Raw genomic sequence first — 21,018 nt, forward strand, 5'->3', positions numbered from 1 at the left:
GTGCCGCTGTAGCAGGCATTCTGTAGCATTGGTCGGCGCGCCGTGGGTGCGTCTTTGCTTTATCAGATGGAGAGCGCTATGGCTTGGAATGAGCCGGGTGGCAACTCGAATAATCAGGATCCTTGGGGTGGTAAGCGCCGCAACAATGGCGACCGCAAGGGGCCACCGGATCTCGACGAGGCCTTCCGCAAGCTGCAGGAAAGCCTGAATGGGTTGTTCGGTGGTGGTAAGAAACGTGGTGACGACGGTGGCAGTTCCGGTAAGGGCGGCGGTCTCGGCCTGCTCGGTATCGGTCTGGTCGTGCTGGCGGCCGTGTGGCTGTACAGCGCGGTGTATGTCGTGGACGAGCAGGAGCAGGCCGTGGTGCTGCGCTTCGGCAAGTACTACGAGACCGTCGGCCCGGGCCTGAACATCTACTTCCCGCCGATCGATCGCAAGTACATGGAAAACGTCACGCGTGAGCGTGCCTATACCAAGCAGGGTCAAATGCTGACTGAAGACGAAAACATCGTCGAAGTGCCGCTGACCGTGCAGTACAAGATCAGCAACCTGCAGGACTTCGTGCTGAACGTCGATCAGCCGGAAATCAGCCTGCAGCACGCCACCGACAGTGCACTGCGCCACGTAGTGGGTTCCACCGCGATGGACCAGGTGCTGACCGAAGGCCGTGAATTGATGGCCAGCGAGATCAAGGAGCGTCTGCAACGTTTCCTCGACACCTATCGCACCGGTATCACCGTTACCCAGGTGAACGTACAGAGCGCAGCGGCACCGCGTGAAGTACAGGAAGCCTTCGATGACGTGATCCGCGCCCGTGAAGACGAGCAGCGTTCGCGCAACCAGGCTGAAACCTATGCCAACGGCGTCGTGCCGGAAGCCCGTGGTCAGGCCCAGCGCATCATCGAGGATGCCAACGGTTATCGCGATGAAGTGGTCTCCCGCGCCAAGGGTGAGGCCGATCGCTTCACCAAGCTGGTGGCCGAGTACCGCAAGGCGCCTGAAGTTACCCGTGAGCGTCTGTACCTGGACACCATGCAGGAAGTCTTTAGCAATACCAGCAAGGTTCTCGTGACCGGCAACAAGAACGGCCAGAGCAATCTGCTGTACCTGCCGCTGGACAAAATGGTCGAGAGTGGCCGCAGCACCAGTGCTCCGGTGACTGGCGCAGCAGCCAGCAGCAACGAAGCGAATGCGCGTGCGGCAGCTGACCTGCAGCAACAGCAAGCGCGTACCAGGGAGAGTCGCTGATGAGCAATAAATCGCTGATCGCCCTTATTGTCGGCGTCGTCGTGGCGATCGCTGCCTGGAACTGCTTCTACATCGTCGCTCAGACTGAGCGCGCGGTGTTGCTGCAGTTCGGTCGTGTGGTCCAGGCTGACGTTCAGCCGGGTCTGCATGTGAAAGTGCCCTATGTGAACCAGGTGCGTAAGTTCGACGCCCGCCTGATGACCCTGGATGCACCGACCCAGCGTTTCCTGACGCTGGAAAAGAAAGCCGTGATGGTCGATGCCTATGCCAAATGGCGCGTGAAGGATGCGGAGCGTTTCTACACCGCGACTTCCGGCCTCAAGCAGATCGCCGACGAGCGTCTTTCCCGTCGTCTGGAGTCGGGCCTGCGTGACCAGTTCGGTAAGCGCACCCTGCACGAAGTGGTGTCCGGTGAACGTGATGCGCTGATGGCGGATATCACGGCTTCGCTCAACAAGATGGCCGAGAAAGAGCTGGGCATCGAAGTGGTCGATGTCCGGGTCAAGACCATCGACTTGCCGAAGGAAGTGAACCGCAGCGTCTTCGAGCGCATGAGCACCGAGCGTGAGCGTGAAGCTCGCGAGCACCGCGCCAAGGGTAACGAGCTGGCGGAAGGTATTCGTGCCGACGCCGATCGTCAGCGCCGCGTACTGCTGGCCGAAGCCTATCGTGAGTCGGAAGAGATTCGCGGTGACGGCGACGCCAAGGCCGCAGCCATCTACTCCAAGGCCTACGGTCAGGACCAGGAGTTCTACGGTTTCTACCGTAGCCTGCGTGCCTATCGTGAAAGCTTCGCGAACAAATCCGACGTCATGGTCCTGGATCCAAGCAGCGACTTTTTCCGTTACCTGGAAAAGGCCAAGCCTTGATGCGACGTTGACCTGAATCGCCCCGCCCGGCGGCTAAAGTGTCTGGCGGGGTGATCCTTTGGGAAAACGAGTGTATGATGCGGCAGCCGGGAAATTCCCGGCTTTTTTGCGTCTGCACGTTTGATTGTGGTTGTTGGTGCAAGACGGCGAGTTGAACGACTCGACAGGTTTTTTCGAGGAAAGTGAGTGGCGAAGCCGGTTTCAGGCTTTTCGCCCCGTCGCCCATGCGCGTGGTTTGCGCATGAGCCGATCATTTTCTGCTTCACTCAAGGCCCGCCCATAGGCTGGCCGCCTGGATCACAGGGGAATGGCGTAATGGCAACGGTAGACCGCTGGCTGCTGCCAGATGGCATCGAAGAAGTACTGCCACCTGAGGCGGCGCGCATTGAAGTTGCGCGTCGTCAGGTGTTGGATCTGTTCCAGAGCTGGGGTTACGAGTTCGTCGTGACCCCTCATATCGAGTACCTGGAATCCTTGCTGACCGGCGCGGGCCAGGACCTCGACCTGCGTACCTTCAAGGTCATCGACCCGCAATCGGGTCGGCAGATGGGTTTCCGCGCCGACATTACGCCGCAGGTGGCCCGCATCGATGCGCATACCCTGCGTCGCGAAGGCCCGAGCCGCCTGTGCTATGCCGGTAGCGTGCTGCATGCGCAGCCGCGTGCCTTGTCGTCCTCGCGCAGCCCGATCCAGCTGGGCGCCGAGTTGTACGGCGATGCGAGTCCGAGCAGCGACGTGGAAGTCATCAGCCTGATGCTGGCGATGCTGCAACTGGCCGATGTGCCGGATGTGCACATGGACCTGGGGCATGTCGGTATCTACCGTGGCCTGGCCCGTGCGGCCGGCCTCTCCGGCGAAGTGGAACAGCAACTGTTCGATGCCCTGCAACGCAAGGCCATCGACGAGGTCATTACCTTGACCGAAGGCCTGCCGGCCGATCTGTCCGGCATGCTGCGAGCGCTGGTCGATCTGTGCGGCGGCCGTGAAGTGCTGGCTGCGGCCCGCGAGCGCCTGGCCAATGCACCGGCGCCGGTGCTGGCGGCCCTGGACGACCTGCTGGCGATTGCCGAGCGTCTTTCCGTGCGTTTCCCTGAATTACCGCTGTACTTCGACCTGGGCGAGCTGCGCGGTTACCACTACCACACCGGTGTGGTGTTCGCGGTGTTCGTGCCGGGCGTTGGCCAGTCCATTGCCCAGGGCGGTCGTTACGACGACATCGGCGCCGACTTCGGTCGTGCCCGCCCGGCAACCGGCTTCTCTACCGATTTGAAAACCCTGGTGACCCTGGGGCGTGCTGAGATCGAGCTACCGTCTGGCGGTATCTGGATGCCGGACAGTACGGATGCAGCCCTCTGGCAGCAGGTTTGCCAGTTGCGCAGTGAGGGTCAGCGCGTGGTTCAGGCCTTGCCTGGACAACCATTGGCCGCCGCCCGTGAAGCGGACTGCGACCGGCAATTGATTCAGCAGAACGGGCTTTGGCAAGTATTGCCGCTGGCTTCTTGAGTTTTCCCGCCGGCCGTTGCCGGCACCAAGTTTGCGCGAATGAGGACAAGTGTTATGGGTAAGAATGTCGTAGTCCTGGGCACCCAGTGGGGTGATGAGGGCAAAGGCAAGATCGTTGATCTGCTGACCGAACATGCTGCCGCCGTAGTGCGCTACCAAGGTGGCCACAACGCTGGCCACACCCTGGTGATCGATGGCGAAAAAACCGTCTTGCACCTGATCCCTTCGGGTGTGCTGCGCGAAGGCGTTCAGTGCCTGATCGGCAACGGTGTGGTGGTTGCGCCGGACGCCTTGCTGCGTGAGATCGTCAAGCTGGAAGAGAAAGGCGTACCGGTGCGCGAGCGCCTGCGTATCAGCCCATCCTGCCCGTTGATCCTGTCCTACCACGTAGCGCTGGACCAGGCGCGTGAAAAAGCCCGTGGCGAGCAGAAGATCGGTACCACCGGTCGCGGCATCGGCCCTGCTTACGAAGACAAGGTCGCTCGTCGCGGCCTGCGTATCGGCGACCTGTTCCACCGCGAGCGTTTCGCCGCGAAGCTGGGCGAGTTGCTGGACTACCACAACTTCGTACTGGTCAATTACTACAAAGAGCCGGCCATCGACTTCCAGAAGACGCTCGACGAGTGCATGGAATACGCCGAACTGCTCAAGCCGATGATGCTGGACGTGACCGCCGAGCTGCACCAACTGCGTCGCGCGGGCAAGGACATCATGTTCGAAGGCGCCCAGGGCTCGCTGCTGGACATCGACCACGGTACCTATCCGTACGTCACCAGCTCCAACACCACTGCCGGCGGCATCGCCACTGGCTCGGGTGTGGGCCCGATGTACCTGGACTACATCCTCGGTATCACCAAGGCTTACACCACTCGCGTGGGTTCGGGTCCGTTCCCGACCGAACTGTTCGACGACGTCGGCGCTTTCCTGGCCAAGCGTGGCCATGAGTTCGGTGCAACCACCGGCCGTGCCCGCCGTTGCGGCTGGTTCGACGCCGTCATCCTGCGTCGCGCCATCGACGTCAACAGCATCTCGGGCCTGTGCCTGACCAAGCTGGACGTGCTGGACGGCCTGGAAACCATCAACATCTGCGTGGGCTACAAGAACCAGGATGGTGCAGTCATCGACGCGCCAACCGACGCCGACAGCTACATCGGCCTGGAGCCGGTGTACGAGCAGATGCCAGGCTGGAGCGAGTCGACCCTGGGTGCCAAGACCCTGGAAGAGCTGCCGGCCGCTGCCCGTGCCTACATCAAGCGTATCGAAGAGCTGGTCGGCGCGCCGATCGACATTATTTCGACAGGCCCGGACCGCAACGAGACCATCGTTCTGCGTCACCCGTTTGCTTGATAAGTCGTTGATGTAAAAAACAAAGGCCCCTCTCCAGGGGCCTTTGTCGTTTCTGCCTGCCGGGCGGCACGACCCTTGCTGTGATTTCCCCTTCCAGAGTGCCATCAATTTGATGGCGTTGAAGTAGAGGGATTTCCTGTGTCGGCCGTTCTCTCACTGTTACAAAGCCGTTTGTTGCGGCCTGTGTTCGTTACTCTTGGTATCGCCCTTTTGGTGCAGGTGCTGGTTGCCGTTGCCCTGACCCGGAGCACGGTGACGGCGCTGGAGGCTGATCTGGCCGCTCGTCTGGGCGTCGACAGCCAGAAGCTCTCCGGCGAGTTGGAGCAGGCGGCTCGCGAAGTCACCTCGAGCCTGGAAAGCCTTTCCAGCAGTACTCGGCAACGATTGACCGCTGGGCTGTCCTCACGCCTGGAGGAAGAGCAGGCGCAATTGCGGGCGACGCTGGAGAAGGATCTCAAGGATTCGGCCAACGATATGGCCCAGTTGCTCGCTTCGGTGGCGCCGCGGGCCATGTGGGACAGCGACGTCCCGACCCTTTCCGAGTTCGCTCGGCGCGCCCAGCGCAATCCCAACGTGCTGTTCGTGGTGTACGACGACGCCAATGGCGAGCACCTGACCCGTTACCTGAACCGGGAGAACCCGATCAACAAGGCGCTGCTGGAAAAGGGCAAGGGCGACCGCGCCCTGGACAAGGTGCTGGACGCAGCCAAGAACGATCCATCGGTCTATTACCTGGAGGCCTCCATCAGTCCTAACGGCGTGGAAATCGGCAAGGTGCTGATGGGGGTTTCAACGGCGTCGGTCGAGGCGGACGTGGTGGCGCTGGACAAGCGCTTCGCAGCCTTGATCGCCAGCAGCGATCAGTTGGTGGGCGATAGTCTCAAGGGCGCTTCGGCGGACAGTTCGGCGGCCATGGGCGCGCGCCTGCAGTCGGCGCAGACCACCGCTTCGGACATGCAGGCCAACACCGCCGGTACCGTGCAGGACGCGGCGGCCACTCTGCGTTGGCGCATCGGCATGGGCCTGGCGCTGGTCGGCTGCGGGGTCTTGCTGTTGCTGGCGGTGGTGCTGGGGCGGCGGGTGGTCAGCAAGCTGCATCTGCTGATCGCTGCGCTGAACGATCTGGCGGCCGGTGAGGGCGACCTGACCAAGCGGGTCCAGCTCAGCAGCAATGACGAGATCGGCGACATGGCGTCGGCGGTCAACCGCTTTGTCGACAAGTTGCAGCCGATCGTGCGCGAGGCGGGCGATGTGGCGCAGCGCACCGGTGTCGAAATCGGTGCGATGAGCCTGCGTAATGCCGGGGCCGATGCTGCAGCCGAGGCTCAGCGCGACGAGGTGGCGGAGAGCTTGCGGGCGCTGTCGCAGATGGCTGACGAAGCCCAGGCGGAAAGCCAGGCGATGCAAGCGGCCTTGCAGCAGGTGGTGGAGATCCGCCAGGCAACCGACGAAAACACCCGGACCTCGGCCCAGGTAGGCGGCCTGATCGAGGCGCTGGCGGGGCAGGTCGACACGGGGGCCAAGGTCATCGAGCGCCTGGCGCAGCAGAGCGAGCAGATCGAGGTGGTGTTGACGGTGATTCACGGCATCGCCGAACAGACCAACCTGCTGGCCTTGAATGCGGCCATCGAGGCGGCGCGGGCCGGGGAAACCGGGCGCGGCTTTGCGGTGGTGGCCGACGAGGTCAGGGCGCTGGCGAGCAAGACGCAAAGTTCTACCGGGGATATCCAGGCGCACATTGGAGCTCTGCAGCAGGGCGCGCGCGAGGCGGTGGCGGCGATCGGCCAAGCCGGAAGGCAGGCCAGCGAAGGTCTGCTGGTGTTGCGTGACAGTGCGCGGTTGCAGCAGTCGGTGCAGTCGTCGGTGGAGCAGGTGCACGCGGCGATTGGCCTGGCGACCCAGGCGGCGGCCCATCAGGCTCAGGGTGCGCAAGCGGTGCGCAGCCGGGTCGAAAACATCCATGCCCAGGCCGAGCGTGCGGCTCAGGCGGTGGTGGAAACCACGGCCAGCGGCAAGGTGCTGGATGGCCTAGCGGCACAATTGAAGGCCAGCCTGGGGCAATTCCGGGCTTGAGTTTCCACAAGGCTTGAATGCTGGGGGTGGGGCTCCTACAGAAGGCTTTCTGTAGGAGCGGGCTCAACGGCTCAGATACATCCGTGTCGTCAGCAGATAGACCGGCAATCCCGATACCAGAATCAACAGCGCCGCATAAGGCGCTGCGGCTGCAAACTCCACATTCGCCGTGTGCGCCCAGACTTCCGTCGCCAGCGTATTCAGCCCGGTCGGGCTGAGCAGCAGGGTGGCCGTCAGTTCCTTCATGGCATCCAGGAATACCAGGGCGAAGGCGGCTCCCAACGCGGGGAAAATGATCGGCAGGGTCACACGGCAGAATGCCGTGAATGAGGAGGCGCCGAGAGTGCGGGCAGCTTCCTCGAGTTGCGGCGCCGCCTTGTTCAGGGCAGTGCGGATCGGCGCCTGCGCCAGGGGCAGGAATAGCAGGGCGTAGGCGATCAGCAGCAGGGTCGAGGTCTGATACAGCGCCGGCACGTAGTGCAGGGCAAAGAACACCAGTGTCAGGGCAATCACCAGGCCGGGCAGGGCGTGCAGCAAGTAGGGCAGGCGTTCGGCCCAGAGGGCCAGGCGACCCTTGTGACGTACCACCAGCAGCCCGACCGGTACCGCCAGCGCCAGGCACAGTGCCGCGCCACCCAGCGACAGTGCCAGGGAGGAAAGCAGGGCTTCGCCGATGGCGGCTACCGGGAAGGCGGCCGATGAGCCAACGGCCAGCCAGTACGCCAGCATACCCAGCGGAATGCCGCTGCCGATCAGGGTCAGCAGCGCGCAGTACAGTTGCCCACCAATCGCCCACTTGCCCAGGCGTACCTGCTCGGCATGTCGCGCCGCGCCCTGGCCGGTCCGCACATGGCGGCCTTTGCCGCGAACCCGCAACTCCAGCCACAGCAGGGCCAGGCACAGCGCCAGCAACACGGCAGAAAGCATCGCCGCGTTGGCGTTGCTGAACTCCAACTCGAACTGCTGATAGATCGCGGTAGTGAAGGTTTGCAGGCCGATGATCGACAGCGCGCCGAACTCCACCAGCATGTGCAGGGCGATCAGCAATGAACCGGCCAGCAGCGACGGCCAGAGCAGGGGCAGGGTGATCCGGAAGAACACGCCCCAGCGATGCTGCCCAAGGGTGCGGGCCGACTCCTCCAGAGAGGGGTCGAGGTTGCGCAGGGTGGCCGCGACAGGCAGGAACACCAGTGGGTACTTGGACAGGCTCATGACCAGGATCGCCCCGCCCAGGCCTTCGAAGCTGGCACTGAGGGAGACCCAGGTGAAACTGCTGACAAAGGCCGGTACGGCAAAGGGCAGGCACAGGATCACGCCCCAGAGGCGCCGCCCCGGCAAGTCGCTACGCTCCAGCAGCCAGGCCAGGGAGAGGCCGACGATGGCGCAGGTGACGGTCACACCTGTGAGCAGCAGCAAGGTATTGCGCAGCAGGCCAAATACATAGGGGCGCCACAACAGATGCAGGGCTTCGGCCCAGCCGGCCTGCCAAGCCTTGAGCCCGACATAGAGCAATGGCAGCAGGCTGAGTCCGACCAGCAGCAGGACTGGTAGCAGTAGCCAGATCGATGGCCCCTTGCGCCTCGGTATGTAGGTTGTGCGCGAGGCGGGGGCGGGCAGCGATGCGCTCATCAGTTCAGGCCGACTTCGCGTTCCAGTTCCAGGGCTTCTTCGGCATTGCCAAGGTCGGCCGGGGTGACTTTTGGCGCTTGCAGCTCGCTGAACGGCTTAAGGCCGCGATCCGACTCCAGGCCTTTGCGCAGCGGGTATTCGGCGGTGGTCTGGGTGATCACGCGCTGGCCTTCTTCGCTGGCCATATAGGCGAGGAATTGCTGAGCTTCCTTGGGGTGCTTGCTGGACTTGAGTACTGCGGCACTGGATACGGTGATCAGCCCGCCGGCATCGCCGCCGGTGAAATAGTGCAGCTTCGAGTCCAGCTGGCCTTTTTCGCGTTGCAGGGCGAACCAGTAATAGTTGTTCACCAGCACGGTGGCGACTTCGCCGTTTTCCACGGCCTTCAAGGCCACCATGTTATTGCTGTAGGTCTTGCCGAAGGCGCGCAGGCCGGTCAGCCATTCCTCGGCGGCGTCCATTCCGTGCAGCTTGATGATTGCCACGGCCTGTTCCTGGAACGCGCCGCTGGTAGGAACGAAGCCTACCTTGCCTTGCCATTGTGGTTGGGAGAACTCCATTACCGATGTCGGCAGGTCCTTTTCGTCGATCAGCTTCGGGTTGAACGCCACCACGCGGACGCGGGCGGTGATACCGATCCAGGTGCCGTTGCCGGCGACGTAATCCTTGGGTAGGACTTCAAGGGTCGCGGCATCGGTCTTGGCCAGCAGGCCTTGCTCGCCGAGTTTGTTCAGGGGCGGCGATTCTTCGGTGTAAATCACGTCGGCGGGAGAGCGCTCGCCTTCTTCCACGACCTGGCTGGCAAGCTGGTTGCTGCTGCCTTTGCGCACATTGACGTGAATGCCGGTCTTGGCCTCGAAGGCCTTGGCGATGGCGTCGCCGACTTCCTTGTGCTGGCCGTTGTAGAGGGTCAGGGAAACCGGGTCGGCTGCTTGAGTGAGTGGAGATGCCAGGGCCAGGCCCAGCAAAGTGATGGTCAAGCCACGCAGAAGGGATGTTGGAAGGGCGGTGTTTCTAAACATCATTCGCAGGGTTCCTCACTGTGGTGCCGCAAAAACTTGTAACAATCATAAACGATATTGTTTCTCATGTGCGGCTTGACGGGCTGGATAGCCCTGAGAGGAGGGGGGGGCGCTTTGGAGGAAGAAATGATTGTTATGGGCCAGAAACGCAAAAACCCGCTTTCGCGGGTTTTTGTGAGACTTCACAGCTATGCTGTGAAGCTTGAATATGGTGCCCAGAAGAAGACTCGAACTTCCACGGCCTTGCGGCCACCAGCACCTGAAGCTGGCGTGTCTACCAATTTCACCATCTGGGCAGTATCAGCAACGTTGCCGCTGTTGATGGGGCGAACTATACGGAGCGCCTTTGAATCTGTAAAGCCCTGTTTTGACTTAGATTCAATAAATCAAACACTTAGAATGCAAAAACCCGCTTTCGCGGGTTTTTGGAGGAGCCTGAAGATTCAAATGATCTGCAGCTCTGAATTGGTGCCCAGAAGAAGACTCGAACTTCCACGGCCTTGCGGCCACCAGCACCTGAAGCTGGCGTGTCTACCAATTTCACCATCTGGGCAGTATCGGCAACGTCTCCGTCGTCGATGGCGCGCACTATACGGACCACCTTTTGAGCTGTAAACCCCTGATCTTGAAAATATTGAAAAAAATTCACCGACGGCTTTTACAGGATGCTTCTGAAGCCTTGAAAGGACTTTTCGGAGCCTGTCTTAGCCTGAAATTTCCCGTTTCAATACGCGTATGCCAAACTAACCCGCATATAGACAAGGTGAAATTTATCTAATGGCCGATTGGCAGTCCCTCGATCCCGAGGCCGCTCGTGAAGCGGAAAAATATGAAAACCCTATCCCTAGCCGCGAACTGATCCTTCAGCACCTTGCTGATCGGGGTTCGCCTGCTAATCGCGAACAGCTGGTCGAAGAGTTTGGTCTGACCACAGAAGACCAGATCGAAGCCCTGCGTCGCCGCCTGCGCGCCATGGAGCGCGATGCCCAACTGATCTACACCCGTCGCGGCACTTATGCGCCGGTGGACAAGCTCGACCTGATCCTCGGCCGCATCAGCGGTCACCGTGATGGCTTCGGCTTCCTGGTGCCCGATGACGGCAGCGACGACCTGTTCATGAGCCCGGCGCAGATGCGCCTGGTGTTCGATGGCGACCGCGCGCTGGCCCGGGTTTCCGGTCTGGATCGCCGTGGTCGCCGCGAAGGCATGATCGTTGAAGTGGTGTCCCGTGCTCACGAGAGCATTGTCGGCCGTTACTTCGAAGAGGGCGGCATTGGTTTTGTGGTGGCGGACAACCCGAAGATCCAGCAGGAAGTGCTGGTGACCCCGGGCCGCAACGCCGGCGCCAAGATTGGCCAGTTCGTCGAGGTGAAGATCACCCACTGGCCGACTCCGCGCTTCCAGCCGCAAGGCGACGTGGTCGAGGTCGTGGGCAACTACATGGCCCCGGGCATGGAAATCGATGTTGCCTTGCGCACCTACGATATTCCTCACGTCTGGCCTGAAGCGGTACTGAAGGAAGCCGGCAAGCTCAAGCCGGAAGTCGAAGATAAGGACAAAGAGAAACGCATCGACCTGCGCGATCTGCCGTTCGTCACCATCGACGGTGAAGACGCTCGCGACTTCGACGATGCGGTCTATTGCGAAGCCAAGCCTGGCAAGCTGCGCCTGTTCGGCGGTGGCTGGAAGCTGTACGTGGCGATTGCCGACGTTTCCAGCTACGTGAAGATCGGTTCGGCGCTGGATGCCGAGGCTCAGGTACGCGGCAACTCGGTGTACTTCCCCGAGCGCGTGGTGCCGATGCTACCGGAGCAGTTGTCCAACGGCCTGTGCTCGCTGAACCCGAAAGTCGATCGTCTGGCCATGGTGTGCGAGATGACCATCTCCAAATCCGGCGAGATGACCGACTACCAGTTCTACGAAGCGGTGATCCACTCCAAGGCGCGCCTGACCTACAACAAGGTCAGTACTATCCTCGAGCAGCCGAAAACCAGCGAGGCCAAGCAACTGCGCGGCGAATACGCCGATGTTGTGCCGCACCTCAAGCAGCTTTATGCGCTGTACAAGGTGCTGCTCGGTGCTCGTCATACCCGTGGTGCCATCGATTTCGAGACCCAGGAAACCCGGATCATCTTCGGTTCCGAGCGCAAGATCGCCGAAATTCGCCCGACTACCCGCAACGATGCGCACAAGCTGATCGAGGAATGCATGCTGGCGGCCAACGTGGCCACCGCCGAATTCCTCAAGAAGCACGAAATTCCTGCGCTCTATCGCGTCCACGACGGCCCGCCGCCAGAGCGCCTGGAAAAACTGCGCGCCTTCCTCGGCGAGCTCGGCCTGTCCCTGCATAAAGGCAAGGACGGCCCGACGCCGAAGGACTACCAGGCACTGCTGGAAAGCATCAAGGATCGCCCGGATTTCCACCTGATCCAGACCGTGATGCTGCGCTCGTTGAGCCAGGCGGTGTACAGCGCTGACAATCAGGGCCACTTCGGCCTGAACTACGAAGCCTATACCCACTTCACCTCGCCGATTCGCCGTTACCCGGACCTGCTGACGCACCGGGCGATTCGCAGTGTCATCCACTCCAAGCAGAACACCCCTCACGTGCGTCGTGCCGGTGCGATGACCATTCCGAAGGCGCGCATCTATCCGTATGACGAGGCGGTTCTCGAGCAGCTTGGCGAGCAGTGCTCGATGAGTGAGCGGCGTGCCGACGAAGCGACCCGCGACGTGGTGAACTGGCTCAAGTGCGAGTACATGAAGGATCGCGTGGGCGAGTCGTTCCCTGGTGTGATCACCGCGGTGACCGGTTTTGGCCTGTTCGTCGAGCTGACCGATATCTATGTCGAAGGTCTGGTGCATGTCACGGCGCTGCCGGGCGATTACTACCACTTCGATCCTGTGCATCACCGCCTGGCCGGCGAGCGTACCGGCCGCAGCTTCCGCCTGGGTGACAGCGTGGAAGTGCGGGTTATGCGCGTCGACCTGGACGAGCGCAAGATCGACTTCGAGATGGCGGAAAAAACCATCAGCGCGCCGATCGGTCGCAAGAAACGCGGCGCTGTCGACGTGCCTCCGGCCAAGACTGCTGCCGAGCCAGCTCCAGCCAAGGCCGGGCGCCGTGGTCCGGCCAAGGAGAAGCCGGTCGAGGCCTACCGCTCCAGCGATGCCGCGGCGAAAAACGCCGAAGTGCGCAAGAGCCGGGAAATGAAGCAGGCGTTGCTGGCCGAAGCCAAAAGCGGTGGTAAAGCGGCGTCTGGGGGAAAGTCCGGAAAGCCGGCGTCCAGCAAACCGAGCAAGCATCGTAAAGGTCCGCCGAAAGCGGGCGCAGGCCCTGCGGCGAAAAGCGGCGGGGCACGTAAACCCAAGGCCAAGTCATGAGTCAGTTGGAAAAGATCTACGGCGTGCACGCTGTGGAAGCATTGCTGCGTCACCACCCCAAGCGCGTCAAGCAGATCTGGCTGGCCGAAGGCCGCAGCGATCCGCGCGTGCAGGTGCTGGTGGACCTAGCTGGGCAGAATCGCGTGGCGGTCGGCCAGGCCGAGCGTCGTGAAATGGATGCTTGGGTCGAGGGCGTTCACCAGGGTGTCGTGGCTGAAGTGAGCCCAAGCCAGGTCTGGGGCGAGGCGATGCTCGATGAGCTGCTCGACCGCACCGAGGGCGCGCCGCTGCTGCTCGTGCTGGACGGTGTGACCGATCCGCACAACCTCGGCGCCTGCCTGCGTACCGCCGATGCGGCTGGCGTGCTGGCGGTGCTGGTGCCGAAAGACAAATCGGCGACCCTGACCCCGACCGTGCGTAAAGTGGCGTGCGGCGCTGCGGAAGTGATTCCGCTGGTGGCCGTGACCAACCTCGCGCGCACCTTGGAAAAGCTCCAGCAGCGCGGCCTGTGGGTTGTTGGCACGGCTGGCGAAGCTGAGCAGGAACTGTATGACCAGGACCTGACCGGGCCGACCATCCTGATCATGGGCGCCGAAGGCAAGGGTATGCGTCGCCTCACCCGCGAGCATTGCGATTTCCTGGTGCGCCTGCCGATGGCCGGTAGCGTCAGCAGTCTCAACGTTTCCGTGGCTACCGGCGTGTGCCTGTTCGAGGCCACGCGCCAGCGTGCGGCCAAGGCCAAGAGCACAGCCAAGAAGGTCTGAGTTTCCTCCCTCCATGCAGGTGCGCGCTTGCTTGCGATAGCGGCCCGACTGAGGTGCTGCAGTCGTGAGCAGGCCCGTCCGGCAGGTTTGGCGTGCCCTGACGGCCAATTGTTCAAATAATCACCAATTGCCTTGCGCCGCTGTTGCCCCTTCTCTACAATTGCGCCCCTTGCCGTTGCGGCAGGCGCATATGTGCCTATCTCTGGCAAGACACACAAGTGTCATTCACTCCTTGTCTGACCGCTTTTGAGCGGCAGGCTACAACCCGTAAGGAGCATTCATGCGTCATTACGAAATCATCTTTCTGGTCCACCCTGACCAGAGCGAGCAAGTCGGCGGCATGGTTGAGCGTTACACCAAGCTGATCGAAGAAGACGGCGGCAAAATCCACCGTCTGGAAGACTGGGGCCGTCGTCAACTGGCCTACGCAATCAACAATGTTCACAAGGCTCACTACGTGATGCTGAACGTTGAGTGCACCGGTAAAGCCCTGGCTGAGCTGGAAGACAACTTCCGTTACAACGATGCTGTGATCCGTAACCTGGTCATCCGTCGCGAAGAAGCCATCACTGGCCAATCCGAGATGCTCAAGGCTGAAGAGAACCGCAGTGAGCGCCGTGAGCGTCGTGACCGTCCTGAGCATTCTGACAGCGCCGATGGCGATGACAGCGATAACAGCGACGCCAGCGATAACGCTGACGAGTAATCCACGGACCTTTTGAGGAGCCAATTACATGGCACGTTTCTTCCGTCGTCGTAAATTCTGCCGCTTCACCGCTGAAGACGTGAAAGAGATCGATTACAAAGATCTCAACACCCTGAAAGCCTACGTATCCGAGACCGGCAAAATCGTTCCAAGCCGTATCACCGGTACCAAAGCTCGTTATCAGCGTCAGCTGGCCACCGCTATCAAGCGCGCCCGCTTCCTGGCCCTGCTGGCCTACACCGACAGCCACGGCCGCTGAGACCGGGCAGTCGACAAGTAGTAAGGGATTGAATGCATGCGCGCCTTAGCTGAGTTCATCATGCGCGGCCGTATGCAGGCCACTCTGGTAGTGGCCGGATGTGCGGCATTGCCGTTGTTGTATTGGTTGGGTGCTGCTGCGGGAAGCCTGGTGCTCCTGCGGCGCGGTTTGAGCGACGCCCTTGGTGTCCTCGCCCTGGGATTGCTGCCGGCACTGTTCTGGTGGCTGTATTCCGGCGATCCACGCGCACTCATGGTGCTGCTGGGGTCTTCGGGCCTTGCGTTGGTTTTGCGCGCAAGCGAATCCTGGAACCGTGTGCTGCTGGTCAGCATAGCGCTGGGCCTGGTGTTTGCTGGAGTGCTGGGTGTGGCTTACCGCCCCCAGATCGAGATGCTCTCGCAGGAGTTGGTAAAAATCCTGCCGCTGGCCCTCGGTGATCTCTACCAGCAGTTGTCGGTTGAAGAGCAGGCTCGTCTTGCCTCACTGATTGCACCGGTCCTGACCGGCCTGATAGCGGCTTTGTTGCAGGTTGTCAGTGTGCTGAGCCTGATTGTCGGGCGCTACTGGCAGGCGTTGTTGTACAACCCGGGTGGTTTTGGGCGCGAGTTTCGCGCTATCAAGCTCCCGCTGGGACTGGCGATGTTGCTGCTGGCCTGCATGCTGCTGGGACCGAATCTCGGTCCACAGATGGCAATGCTGACGCCGTTGTGCAGCGTACCGCTGGTGTTCGCCGGGCTGGCCCTGATTCACGGGCTGGTGGCGCAAGGGCGACTGGCCAGGTTCTGGCTGGTGGGGTTGTACGTAACGCTGTTGCTGTTTATGCAGCTGATCTATCCGTTGCTCGTGGTGTTGGCCATAGTCGACAGCCTGATTGATTTTCGCGGTCGTTCGGCGCCGAAAGACGCTGATAACGGCTCTGCGAACGGTGAAGGTTAAAAGTTAAGAGGTTATTACCAAATGGAACTGATCCTGCTGGAAAAAATCGCCAACCTGGGCAACCTGGGCGATAAGGTAAACGTTAAGGCTGGTTACGGCCGTAACTACCTGCTGCCTTTCGGCAAAGCCACCGCTGCTACCGCTGCCAACCTGGCTGCGTTCGAAGCGCGTCGTGCCGAGCTGGAAAAACTGGCTGCAGAGAAAAAGGCTTCTGCCGAAACTCGCGCTGCCCAACTGGCTGAGCTGGAAGTGACTATCACTGCCACCGCTGGTGACGAAGGCAAGCTGTTCGGTTCGATCGGCACCCACGACATCGCTGATGCACTGACCGCCTCCGGCGTTGAAGTGGCAAAAAGCGAAGTTCGTCTGCCGAACGGCACCATCCGCAACGTAGGTGAATTCGACGTAGCCGTGCACCTGCACGCCGAAGTTGAAGCCACCGTGCGCGTTGTCGTGGTAGCAGCTTAAGCAGTACTTGTCGGCTGGCACCCTCGGGAGCTAGCCGGTAACATCGGGCACGATCCTGTTTACAGGTCGTGCCCTTTGTCTTTCTGTACCCTCAGTTTTTCAAACCCCTGCTTTTCCTAAAAAACCAAGTGGCCATGAACGATATCTCCGCTCCCGAGCAATACGATCTGCAAACCGCTGCCCTGAAGGTGCCGCCACATTCCATCGAGGCCGAACAGGCCGTGCTCGGTGGTCTGATGCTGGACAACAACGCCTGGGAGCGGGTGCTCGATCAAGTCTCCGACGGCGACTTCTATCGGCATGACCACCGTTTGATTTTCCGCGCGATCGCCAAACTGGCCGATCAGAACATGCCGATCGACGTCGTGACCCTGTCCGAACAGCTGGACAAGGAAGGCCAGACGTCCCAGGTCGGCGGCCTGGGGTACCTGGGCGAACTGGCGAAGAACACGCCGTCGGTGGCCAACATCAAGGCCTATGCGCAGATCGTTCGCCAGCGCGCCACCCTGCGCCAGCTGATCGGCATCAGCACCGAGATCGCCGACAGCGCCTTCAACCCCGAAGGCCGCACCGCCGAAGAGATCCTCGACGAAGCCGAACGGCAGATCTTCCAGATCGCCGAGGCGCGTCCGAAGACCGGCGGCCCGGTGGGCGTCAACGAGTTGCTGACCAAGGCCATCGACCGCATCGACACCTTGTTCAACACCGACAACGCCATCACCGGCCTTTCCACCGGCTACACCGACCTTGACGAGAAGACCAGCGGCCTGCAGCCAGCCGACCTGATCATCGTCGCCGGCCGTCCGTCCATGGGTAAGACCACCTTTGCCATGAACCTGGTGGAAAACGCCGTGCTGCGCAGCGACAAGGCGGTGCTGGTGTACTCCCTCGAGATGCCAGGCGAATCGCTGATCATGCGTATGCTGTCGTCCCTTGGCCGCATCGACCAGACCAAGGTGCGTTCCGGCCAGCTGGAAGACGACGACTGGCCGCGCCTGACCTCGGCGGTCAACCTGCTCAACGACCGCAAGCTGTTCATCGATGACACCGCCGGTATCAGCCCCTCGGAAATGCGCGCGCGAACCCGCCGCCTGGTGCGTGAGCACGGCGACATCGCCCTGATCATGATCGACTACCTGCAGCTGATGCAGATCCCGGGTTCCAGTGGCGACAACCGGACCAACGAGATTTCCGAGATCTCCCGTTCCCTCAAGGCCCTGGCCAAGGAATTCAACTGCCCGGTAGTGGCCCTGTCCCAGCTCAACCGCTCCCTCGAGCAGCGTCCGAACAAGCGCCCGGTGAACTCCGACTTGCGGGAATCCGGAGCGATCGAGCAGGACGCCGACGTCATCATGTTCGTGTACCGGGACGAGGTGTATCACCCCGAGACCGAGCACAAGGGCATTGCCGAGATCATCATCGGCAAGCAGCGGAACGGCCCGATCGGCTTTATCCGCCTGGCGTTCATCGGCAAGTACACCCGCTTCGAGAACCTCGCGCCGGGCAGCTACAACTTCGACGACGACGAGTAAGGCCCGGCCTCTCGAGCGCAGGCAAGCCTCCAAGGTCATCGTATTCCTGGGAGCGAGGTTTGCCCGCGATAAACGCCCCACCGATTTCCGACCATGGTCGTCGGAATTGGTCATTTTTTGTGCTATATTCCGCGCCCGCGAATTTCTCTGTAAATAAACGCGCCCTTATCTACACCTATACCGGTCATCGACATGCAAGCAGCCAAGCCGTTATTTGACTATCCCAAGTACTGGGCCGAATGTTTCGGACCGGCACCGTTCCTGCCGATGAGCAGGGCGGAGATGGATCAGCTCGGCTGGGATTCCTGCGACATCATCATCGTCACCGGTGATGCCTACGTCGATCACCCGTCGTTCGGCATGGCGATCATCGGCCGGCTGCTGGAGTCCCAGGGCTTCCGCGTCGGGATCATCGCCCAGCCGAACTGGCAGTCCAAAGACGACTTCATGAAGCTCGGCGAGCCGAACCTGTTCTTCGGCGTCGCGGCCGGCAACATGGATTCGATGATCAACCGCTACACCGCGGACAAGAAAATCCGTTCCGACGACGCCTACACCCCCGGTGGCCTGGCGGGCAAGCGTCCGGACCGCGCCAGCCTGGTCTACAGCCAGCGCTGCAAGGAAGCCTACAAGCACGTGCCGATCGTCCTGGGCGGCATCGAAGCCTCCCTGCGCCGCATCGCCCACTACGACTACTGGCAGGACCGGGTGCGCAACTCGATCCTGATCGACGCCAGCGCCGACATCCTGCTCTACGGCAACGCCGAGCGGGCAATTGTCGAAGTCGCCCAGCGCCTGTCCTACGGGCACAAGATCGAAGACATCACCGACGTGCGCGGCACCGCGTTCATTCGCCGTGACACGCCCCAGGGCTGGTACGAAGTGGACTCCACGCGTATCGACCGTCCGGGCAAGATCGACAAGATTATCAACCCCTACGTCAACACCCAGGACACCGCCGCCTGCGCCATCGAGCAAGAGAAGGGGCCGGTGGAAGACCCTCAGGAAGCCAAGGTCGTGCAGATCCTGGCCAGCCCGAAGATGACCCGGGACAAGACCGTGATCCGCCTGCCGTCGATGGAAAAGGTGCGTAACGATCCGGTGCTCTACGCCCATGCCAACCGCGTGCTGCACCTGGAAACCAACCCGGGCAACGCCCGTGCGCTGGTGCAGAAGCATGGCGAGATCGACGTCTGGTTCAACCCTCCACCCATCCCGATGACCACCGAAGAGATGGACTACGTGTTCGGCATGCCGTATCAGCGCATCCCGCACCCGGCGTACGGCAAGGAGAAGATCCCGGCCTACGACATGATCCGTTTCTCGGTGAACATCATGCGGGGCTGCTTTGGCGGCTGCACCTTCTGCTCGATCACCGAGCACGAAGGGCGGATCATCCAGAACCGTTCCGAAGAATCGATCATTCGCGAGATCGAAGAGATTCGCGACAAGGTTCCAGGTTTTACCGGGGTCATCTCCGACCTCGGCGGCCCGACCGCGAACATGTACCGCATCGCCTGCAAGAGCCCGGAAATCGAATCCGCGTGCCGCAAGCCGTCCTGCGTGTTCCCTGGCATCTGCCCGAACCTGAACACCGATCACTCGTCGCTGATCCAGCTGTATCGCAGCGCCCGCGCCTTGCCGGGGGTGAAGAAGATCCTGATCGCTTCCGGCCTGCGCTACGACCTCGCGGTCGAGTCGCCGGAGTACGTCAAGGAACTGGTGACCCACCACGTCGGTGGCTACCTGAAGATCGCCCCGGAACACACCGAGGAAGGTCCGCTCAACCAGATGATGAAACCGGGTATCGGTACCTACGACCGGTTCAAGCGGATGTTCGAGAAGTACTCCAAGGAAGCAGGCAAGGAGCAGTACCTGATTCCTTACTTCATCGCCGCGCACCCGGGCACCACCGACGAAGACATGATGAACCTGGCCCTGTGGCTCAAGGGCAACGGTTTCCGCGCCGACCAGGTGCAGGCGTTCTACCCGTCGCCGATGGCCACCGCCACCGCCATGTACCACTCGGGCAAGAACCCGCTGCGCAAGGTCACCTACAAGAGCGACGGGGTGACCATCGTCAAAAGCGAGGAGCAGCGGCGCCTGCACAAGGCGTTCCTGCGTTACCACGACCCGAAAGGCTGGCCGATGCTGCGTGAAGCACTGACCCGCATGGGCCGCGCCGATCTGATCGGGCCGGGCAAGCACCAGTTGATTCCGCTGCATCAACCGGCTACCGACAGCTACCAGAGCGCCCGTCGCAAGAACTCGACGCCGGCTGGCAGCCACAAAGTGGCCAAGGAAACCACCCGGATCCTTACCCAGCACACCGGCCTGCCACCGCGCGGCAGCGACGGCGGCAACCCGTGGGACAAACGCGAACAGGCCAAGGCCGCCGCGATGGCCCGCAACAAACAGGCCGCCAAGGAGCGCACGGACGCAGCCAAGGGCAAAGGCAAGAAGCCGACTCGTAAACCGGTCGTGCCCCGCTAAGGCAGCTGCTGTACAGACACAACGCCAACCTCAGGGTTGGCGTTGTGCATTTCGCGATTCGGGTTTGTTAAGGTGCGCCCCAGGATTGGCATCGACTCAAGGAAGAGCAGCGTGTTACGTCGCAGGAAAACCCCGCAACAACAGCAGATCGAAGACAAGCTGCTGCGCCTCAAGATCGCCGAGTGGCTCGCCTGGCAGCCCTATGTGCGGCGCTTCGGGGTGATTCATATCGCGGTGATGATGACGACGATCTTCAGCGTCTCGCTGACCGCCGCGCAGGTGCCCCATCTGTATTTCCCCCGGGACTTCCAGGTCGCCAACTACGCCGCGATGGCCATGCTGGGCGTTGGCCTGCTGATGAGCCTGTGTTTCCTGTTGGTGATCCGCGGCTACCCGCGTGGCGCCTGGGCCTTGTTCGGTGCATTGGTGTTCTGCCTGGCGTGCGCGCTGCTGGTCCTGCTGGATTCCCGCCAGCGCCTCTTTCCGGCCTTTGTCCTGTGCATCCCCCTGACCGGCCTGTACCTGATGAGCACCCGGCGCTACCAGCGCGGGCTCAAGGTGCTGCAAGTGGCAGCGCGCAAACGCCGGCGTTTGCAGCAACTGGAAGCCGGCCTGAAGCGGGTGCGCTGACCGCCGGTTACATCCTGTCGCCACATTTATGTGCAACCCTGCGCACGCCAAAGCACGCGCCGCTCGCTTTTGGTGCTGTACTGCCCACAGCAGTTGGGGAAAGCGCCGGGACTGGTGCCCTGGCATAAGTCTTGCGCGCTCTCGTGTACGTCCAG

Annotated in this window: 16 protein-coding genes and 2 tRNA genes; 14 read left to right on the forward strand and 4 right to left on the reverse strand. The window is 61.6% G+C overall.

Annotated features, from left to right (window positions below; genetic code table 11):
- Window positions 1-78: 78 nt before the first annotated feature.
- From hflK to DK261_RS01395, 5 genes are all read left to right on the forward strand, one after another.
- Entirely contained in the window at window positions 79-1,248 is a 1,170-nt protein-coding gene (gene hflK / locus DK261_RS01375; protein WP_009046690.1) for an FtsH protease activity modulator HflK, read from the forward strand.
- Entirely contained in the window at window positions 1,248-2,117 is an 870-nt protein-coding gene (hflC, locus tag DK261_RS01380; RefSeq protein WP_009046691.1) for a protease modulator HflC, read from the forward strand. Before hflK ends, hflC begins: the two co-directional genes overlap by 1 nt.
- 315 nt (window positions 2,118-2,432) lie before the next feature.
- Window positions 2,433-3,620, forward strand: coding sequence for an ATP phosphoribosyltransferase regulatory subunit (locus DK261_RS01385; protein WP_009046692.1), 1,188 nt, complete (start codon window positions 2,433-2,435; stop codon window positions 3,618-3,620).
- Between the two features lie 54 nt (window positions 3,621-3,674).
- Window positions 3,675-4,967 (forward strand): adenylosuccinate synthase, encoded by a 1,293-nt coding sequence (locus DK261_RS01390; protein ID WP_009041907.1) that lies wholly within the window; start codon window positions 3,675-3,677, stop codon window positions 4,965-4,967.
- 138 nt (window positions 4,968-5,105) lie between these two features.
- Window positions 5,106-7,040, forward strand: a complete 1,935-nt coding sequence (locus tag DK261_RS01395) for a methyl-accepting chemotaxis protein (RefSeq protein WP_110175176.1) — start codon at window positions 5,106-5,108, stop codon at window positions 7,038-7,040.
- Between the two features lie 63 nt (window positions 7,041-7,103).
- Here DK261_RS01395 and DK261_RS01400 read toward each other — a convergent pair whose 3' ends face one another.
- The 4 genes from DK261_RS01400 to DK261_RS01415 all read right to left on the reverse strand — a co-directional run bounded on the left by DK261_RS01400 (window position 7,104) and on the right by DK261_RS01415 (window position 10,244).
- Window positions 7,104-8,669, reverse strand: coding sequence for an iron ABC transporter permease (locus DK261_RS01400; RefSeq protein ID WP_041985594.1), 1,566 nt, complete (start codon window positions 8,667-8,669; stop codon window positions 7,104-7,106).
- Complete coding sequence (locus DK261_RS01405; protein WP_038630466.1) at window positions 8,669-9,694, reverse strand: extracellular solute-binding protein; 1,026 nt, start codon at window positions 9,692-9,694, stop codon at window positions 8,669-8,671. The genes DK261_RS01400 and DK261_RS01405 overlap by 1 nt, the downstream gene beginning before the upstream one ends.
- A gap of 206 nt (window positions 9,695-9,900) precedes the next feature.
- Window positions 9,901-9,987, reverse strand: a tRNA-Leu gene (locus DK261_RS01410).
- Between the two features lie 170 nt (window positions 9,988-10,157).
- Window positions 10,158-10,244: transfer RNA gene (locus DK261_RS01415), tRNA-Leu, on the reverse strand.
- Window positions 10,245-10,468: 224 nt separating this feature from the next.
- Here DK261_RS01415 and rnr point away from each other — a divergent pair.
- The 9 genes from rnr to DK261_RS01460 all read left to right on the forward strand — a co-directional run bounded on the left by rnr (window position 10,469) and on the right by DK261_RS01460 (window position 20,863).
- Window positions 10,469-13,075, forward strand: coding sequence for a ribonuclease R (gene rnr / locus DK261_RS01420; RefSeq protein WP_009046696.1), 2,607 nt, complete (start codon window positions 10,469-10,471; stop codon window positions 13,073-13,075).
- Entirely contained in the window at window positions 13,072-13,839 is a 768-nt protein-coding gene (gene rlmB, locus DK261_RS01425) for a 23S rRNA (guanosine(2251)-2'-O)-methyltransferase RlmB (RefSeq protein ID WP_038630467.1), read from the forward strand. Before rnr ends, rlmB begins: the two co-directional genes overlap by 4 nt.
- A 280-nt stretch (window positions 13,840-14,119) precedes the next feature.
- Entirely contained in the window at window positions 14,120-14,545 is a 426-nt protein-coding gene (gene rpsF, locus DK261_RS01430) for a 30S ribosomal protein S6 (protein WP_007921481.1), read from the forward strand.
- 28 nt (window positions 14,546-14,573) lie between these two features.
- Window positions 14,574-14,804 carry a 30S ribosomal protein S18 gene (gene rpsR, locus DK261_RS01435; protein WP_002551829.1) on the forward strand — a complete coding sequence of 77 codons (231 nt, stop codon included), beginning with the start codon at window positions 14,574-14,576 and terminating at the stop codon, window positions 14,802-14,804.
- A 36-nt stretch (window positions 14,805-14,840) separates the two neighbouring features.
- Window positions 14,841-15,740 carry a hypothetical protein gene (locus DK261_RS01440; RefSeq protein WP_009046698.1) on the forward strand — a complete coding sequence of 300 codons (900 nt, stop codon included), beginning with the start codon at window positions 14,841-14,843 and terminating at the stop codon, window positions 15,738-15,740.
- A gap of 21 nt (window positions 15,741-15,761) precedes the next feature.
- The gene (gene rplI / locus DK261_RS01445) at window positions 15,762-16,208 is read left to right on the forward strand and encodes a 50S ribosomal protein L9 (RefSeq protein ID WP_007921484.1); all 447 of its coding nucleotides are present in this window, start codon (window positions 15,762-15,764) and stop codon (window positions 16,206-16,208) included.
- A 134-nt stretch (window positions 16,209-16,342) separates the two neighbouring features.
- Window positions 16,343-17,740 (forward strand): replicative DNA helicase, encoded by a 1,398-nt coding sequence (gene dnaB / locus DK261_RS01450; RefSeq protein WP_007921486.1) that lies wholly within the window; start codon window positions 16,343-16,345, stop codon window positions 17,738-17,740.
- Window positions 17,741-17,932: 192 nt separating this feature from the next.
- Window positions 17,933-20,233, forward strand: a complete 2,301-nt coding sequence (locus DK261_RS01455; RefSeq protein WP_009046699.1) for a YgiQ family radical SAM protein — start codon at window positions 17,933-17,935, stop codon at window positions 20,231-20,233.
- Between the two features lie 111 nt (window positions 20,234-20,344).
- Complete coding sequence (locus DK261_RS01460; RefSeq protein ID WP_028683732.1) at window positions 20,345-20,863, forward strand: hypothetical protein; 519 nt, start codon at window positions 20,345-20,347, stop codon at window positions 20,861-20,863.
- The last annotated feature ends 155 nt before the right edge of the window (window positions 20,864-21,018 follow it).

Origin of the sequence: Pseudomonas sp. RW409 (assembly GCF_003184125.1) — a bacterium.
In the GTDB taxonomy this organism is placed as follows: domain Bacteria; phylum Pseudomonadota; class Gammaproteobacteria; order Pseudomonadales; family Pseudomonadaceae; genus Aquipseudomonas; species Aquipseudomonas chlororaphis_I.

Bases quoted from the DNA above. Each gene is read 5' to 3' on its own strand.
- DK261_RS01440 (WP_009046698.1), top strand. From the start codon at position 14,841: ATGCGCGCCTTAGCTGAGTTCATCATGCGCGGCCGTATGCAGGCCACT.
- rpsR (WP_002551829.1), top strand. From the start codon at position 14,574: ATGGCACGTTTCTTCCGTCGTCGTAAATTCTGCCGCTTCACCGCTGAA.
- DK261_RS01400 (WP_041985594.1), bottom strand. From the start codon at position 8,669: ATGAGCGCATCGCTGCCCGCCCCCGCCTCGCGCACAACCTACATACCG.
- rpsF (WP_007921481.1), top strand. From the start codon at position 14,120: ATGCGTCATTACGAAATCATCTTTCTGGTCCACCCTGACCAGAGCGAG.
- DK261_RS01390 (WP_009041907.1), top strand. From the start codon at position 3,675: ATGGGTAAGAATGTCGTAGTCCTGGGCACCCAGTGGGGTGATGAGGGC.
- rlmB (WP_038630467.1), top strand. From the start codon at position 13,072: ATGAGTCAGTTGGAAAAGATCTACGGCGTGCACGCTGTGGAAGCATTG.
- DK261_RS01385 (WP_009046692.1), top strand. From the start codon at position 2,433: ATGGCAACGGTAGACCGCTGGCTGCTGCCAGATGGCATCGAAGAAGTA.
- DK261_RS01405 (WP_038630466.1), bottom strand. From the start codon at position 9,694: ATGATGTTTAGAAACACCGCCCTTCCAACATCCCTTCTGCGTGGCTTG.
- rnr (WP_009046696.1), top strand. From the start codon at position 10,469: ATGGCCGATTGGCAGTCCCTCGATCCCGAGGCCGCTCGTGAAGCGGAA.
- rplI (WP_007921484.1), top strand. From the start codon at position 15,762: ATGGAACTGATCCTGCTGGAAAAAATCGCCAACCTGGGCAACCTGGGC.
- hflK (WP_009046690.1), top strand. From the start codon at position 79: ATGGCTTGGAATGAGCCGGGTGGCAACTCGAATAATCAGGATCCTTGG.
- dnaB (WP_007921486.1), top strand. From the start codon at position 16,343: ATGAACGATATCTCCGCTCCCGAGCAATACGATCTGCAAACCGCTGCC.
- DK261_RS01455 (WP_009046699.1), top strand. From the start codon at position 17,933: ATGCAAGCAGCCAAGCCGTTATTTGACTATCCCAAGTACTGGGCCGAA.
- hflC (WP_009046691.1), top strand. From the start codon at position 1,248: ATGAGCAATAAATCGCTGATCGCCCTTATTGTCGGCGTCGTCGTGGCG.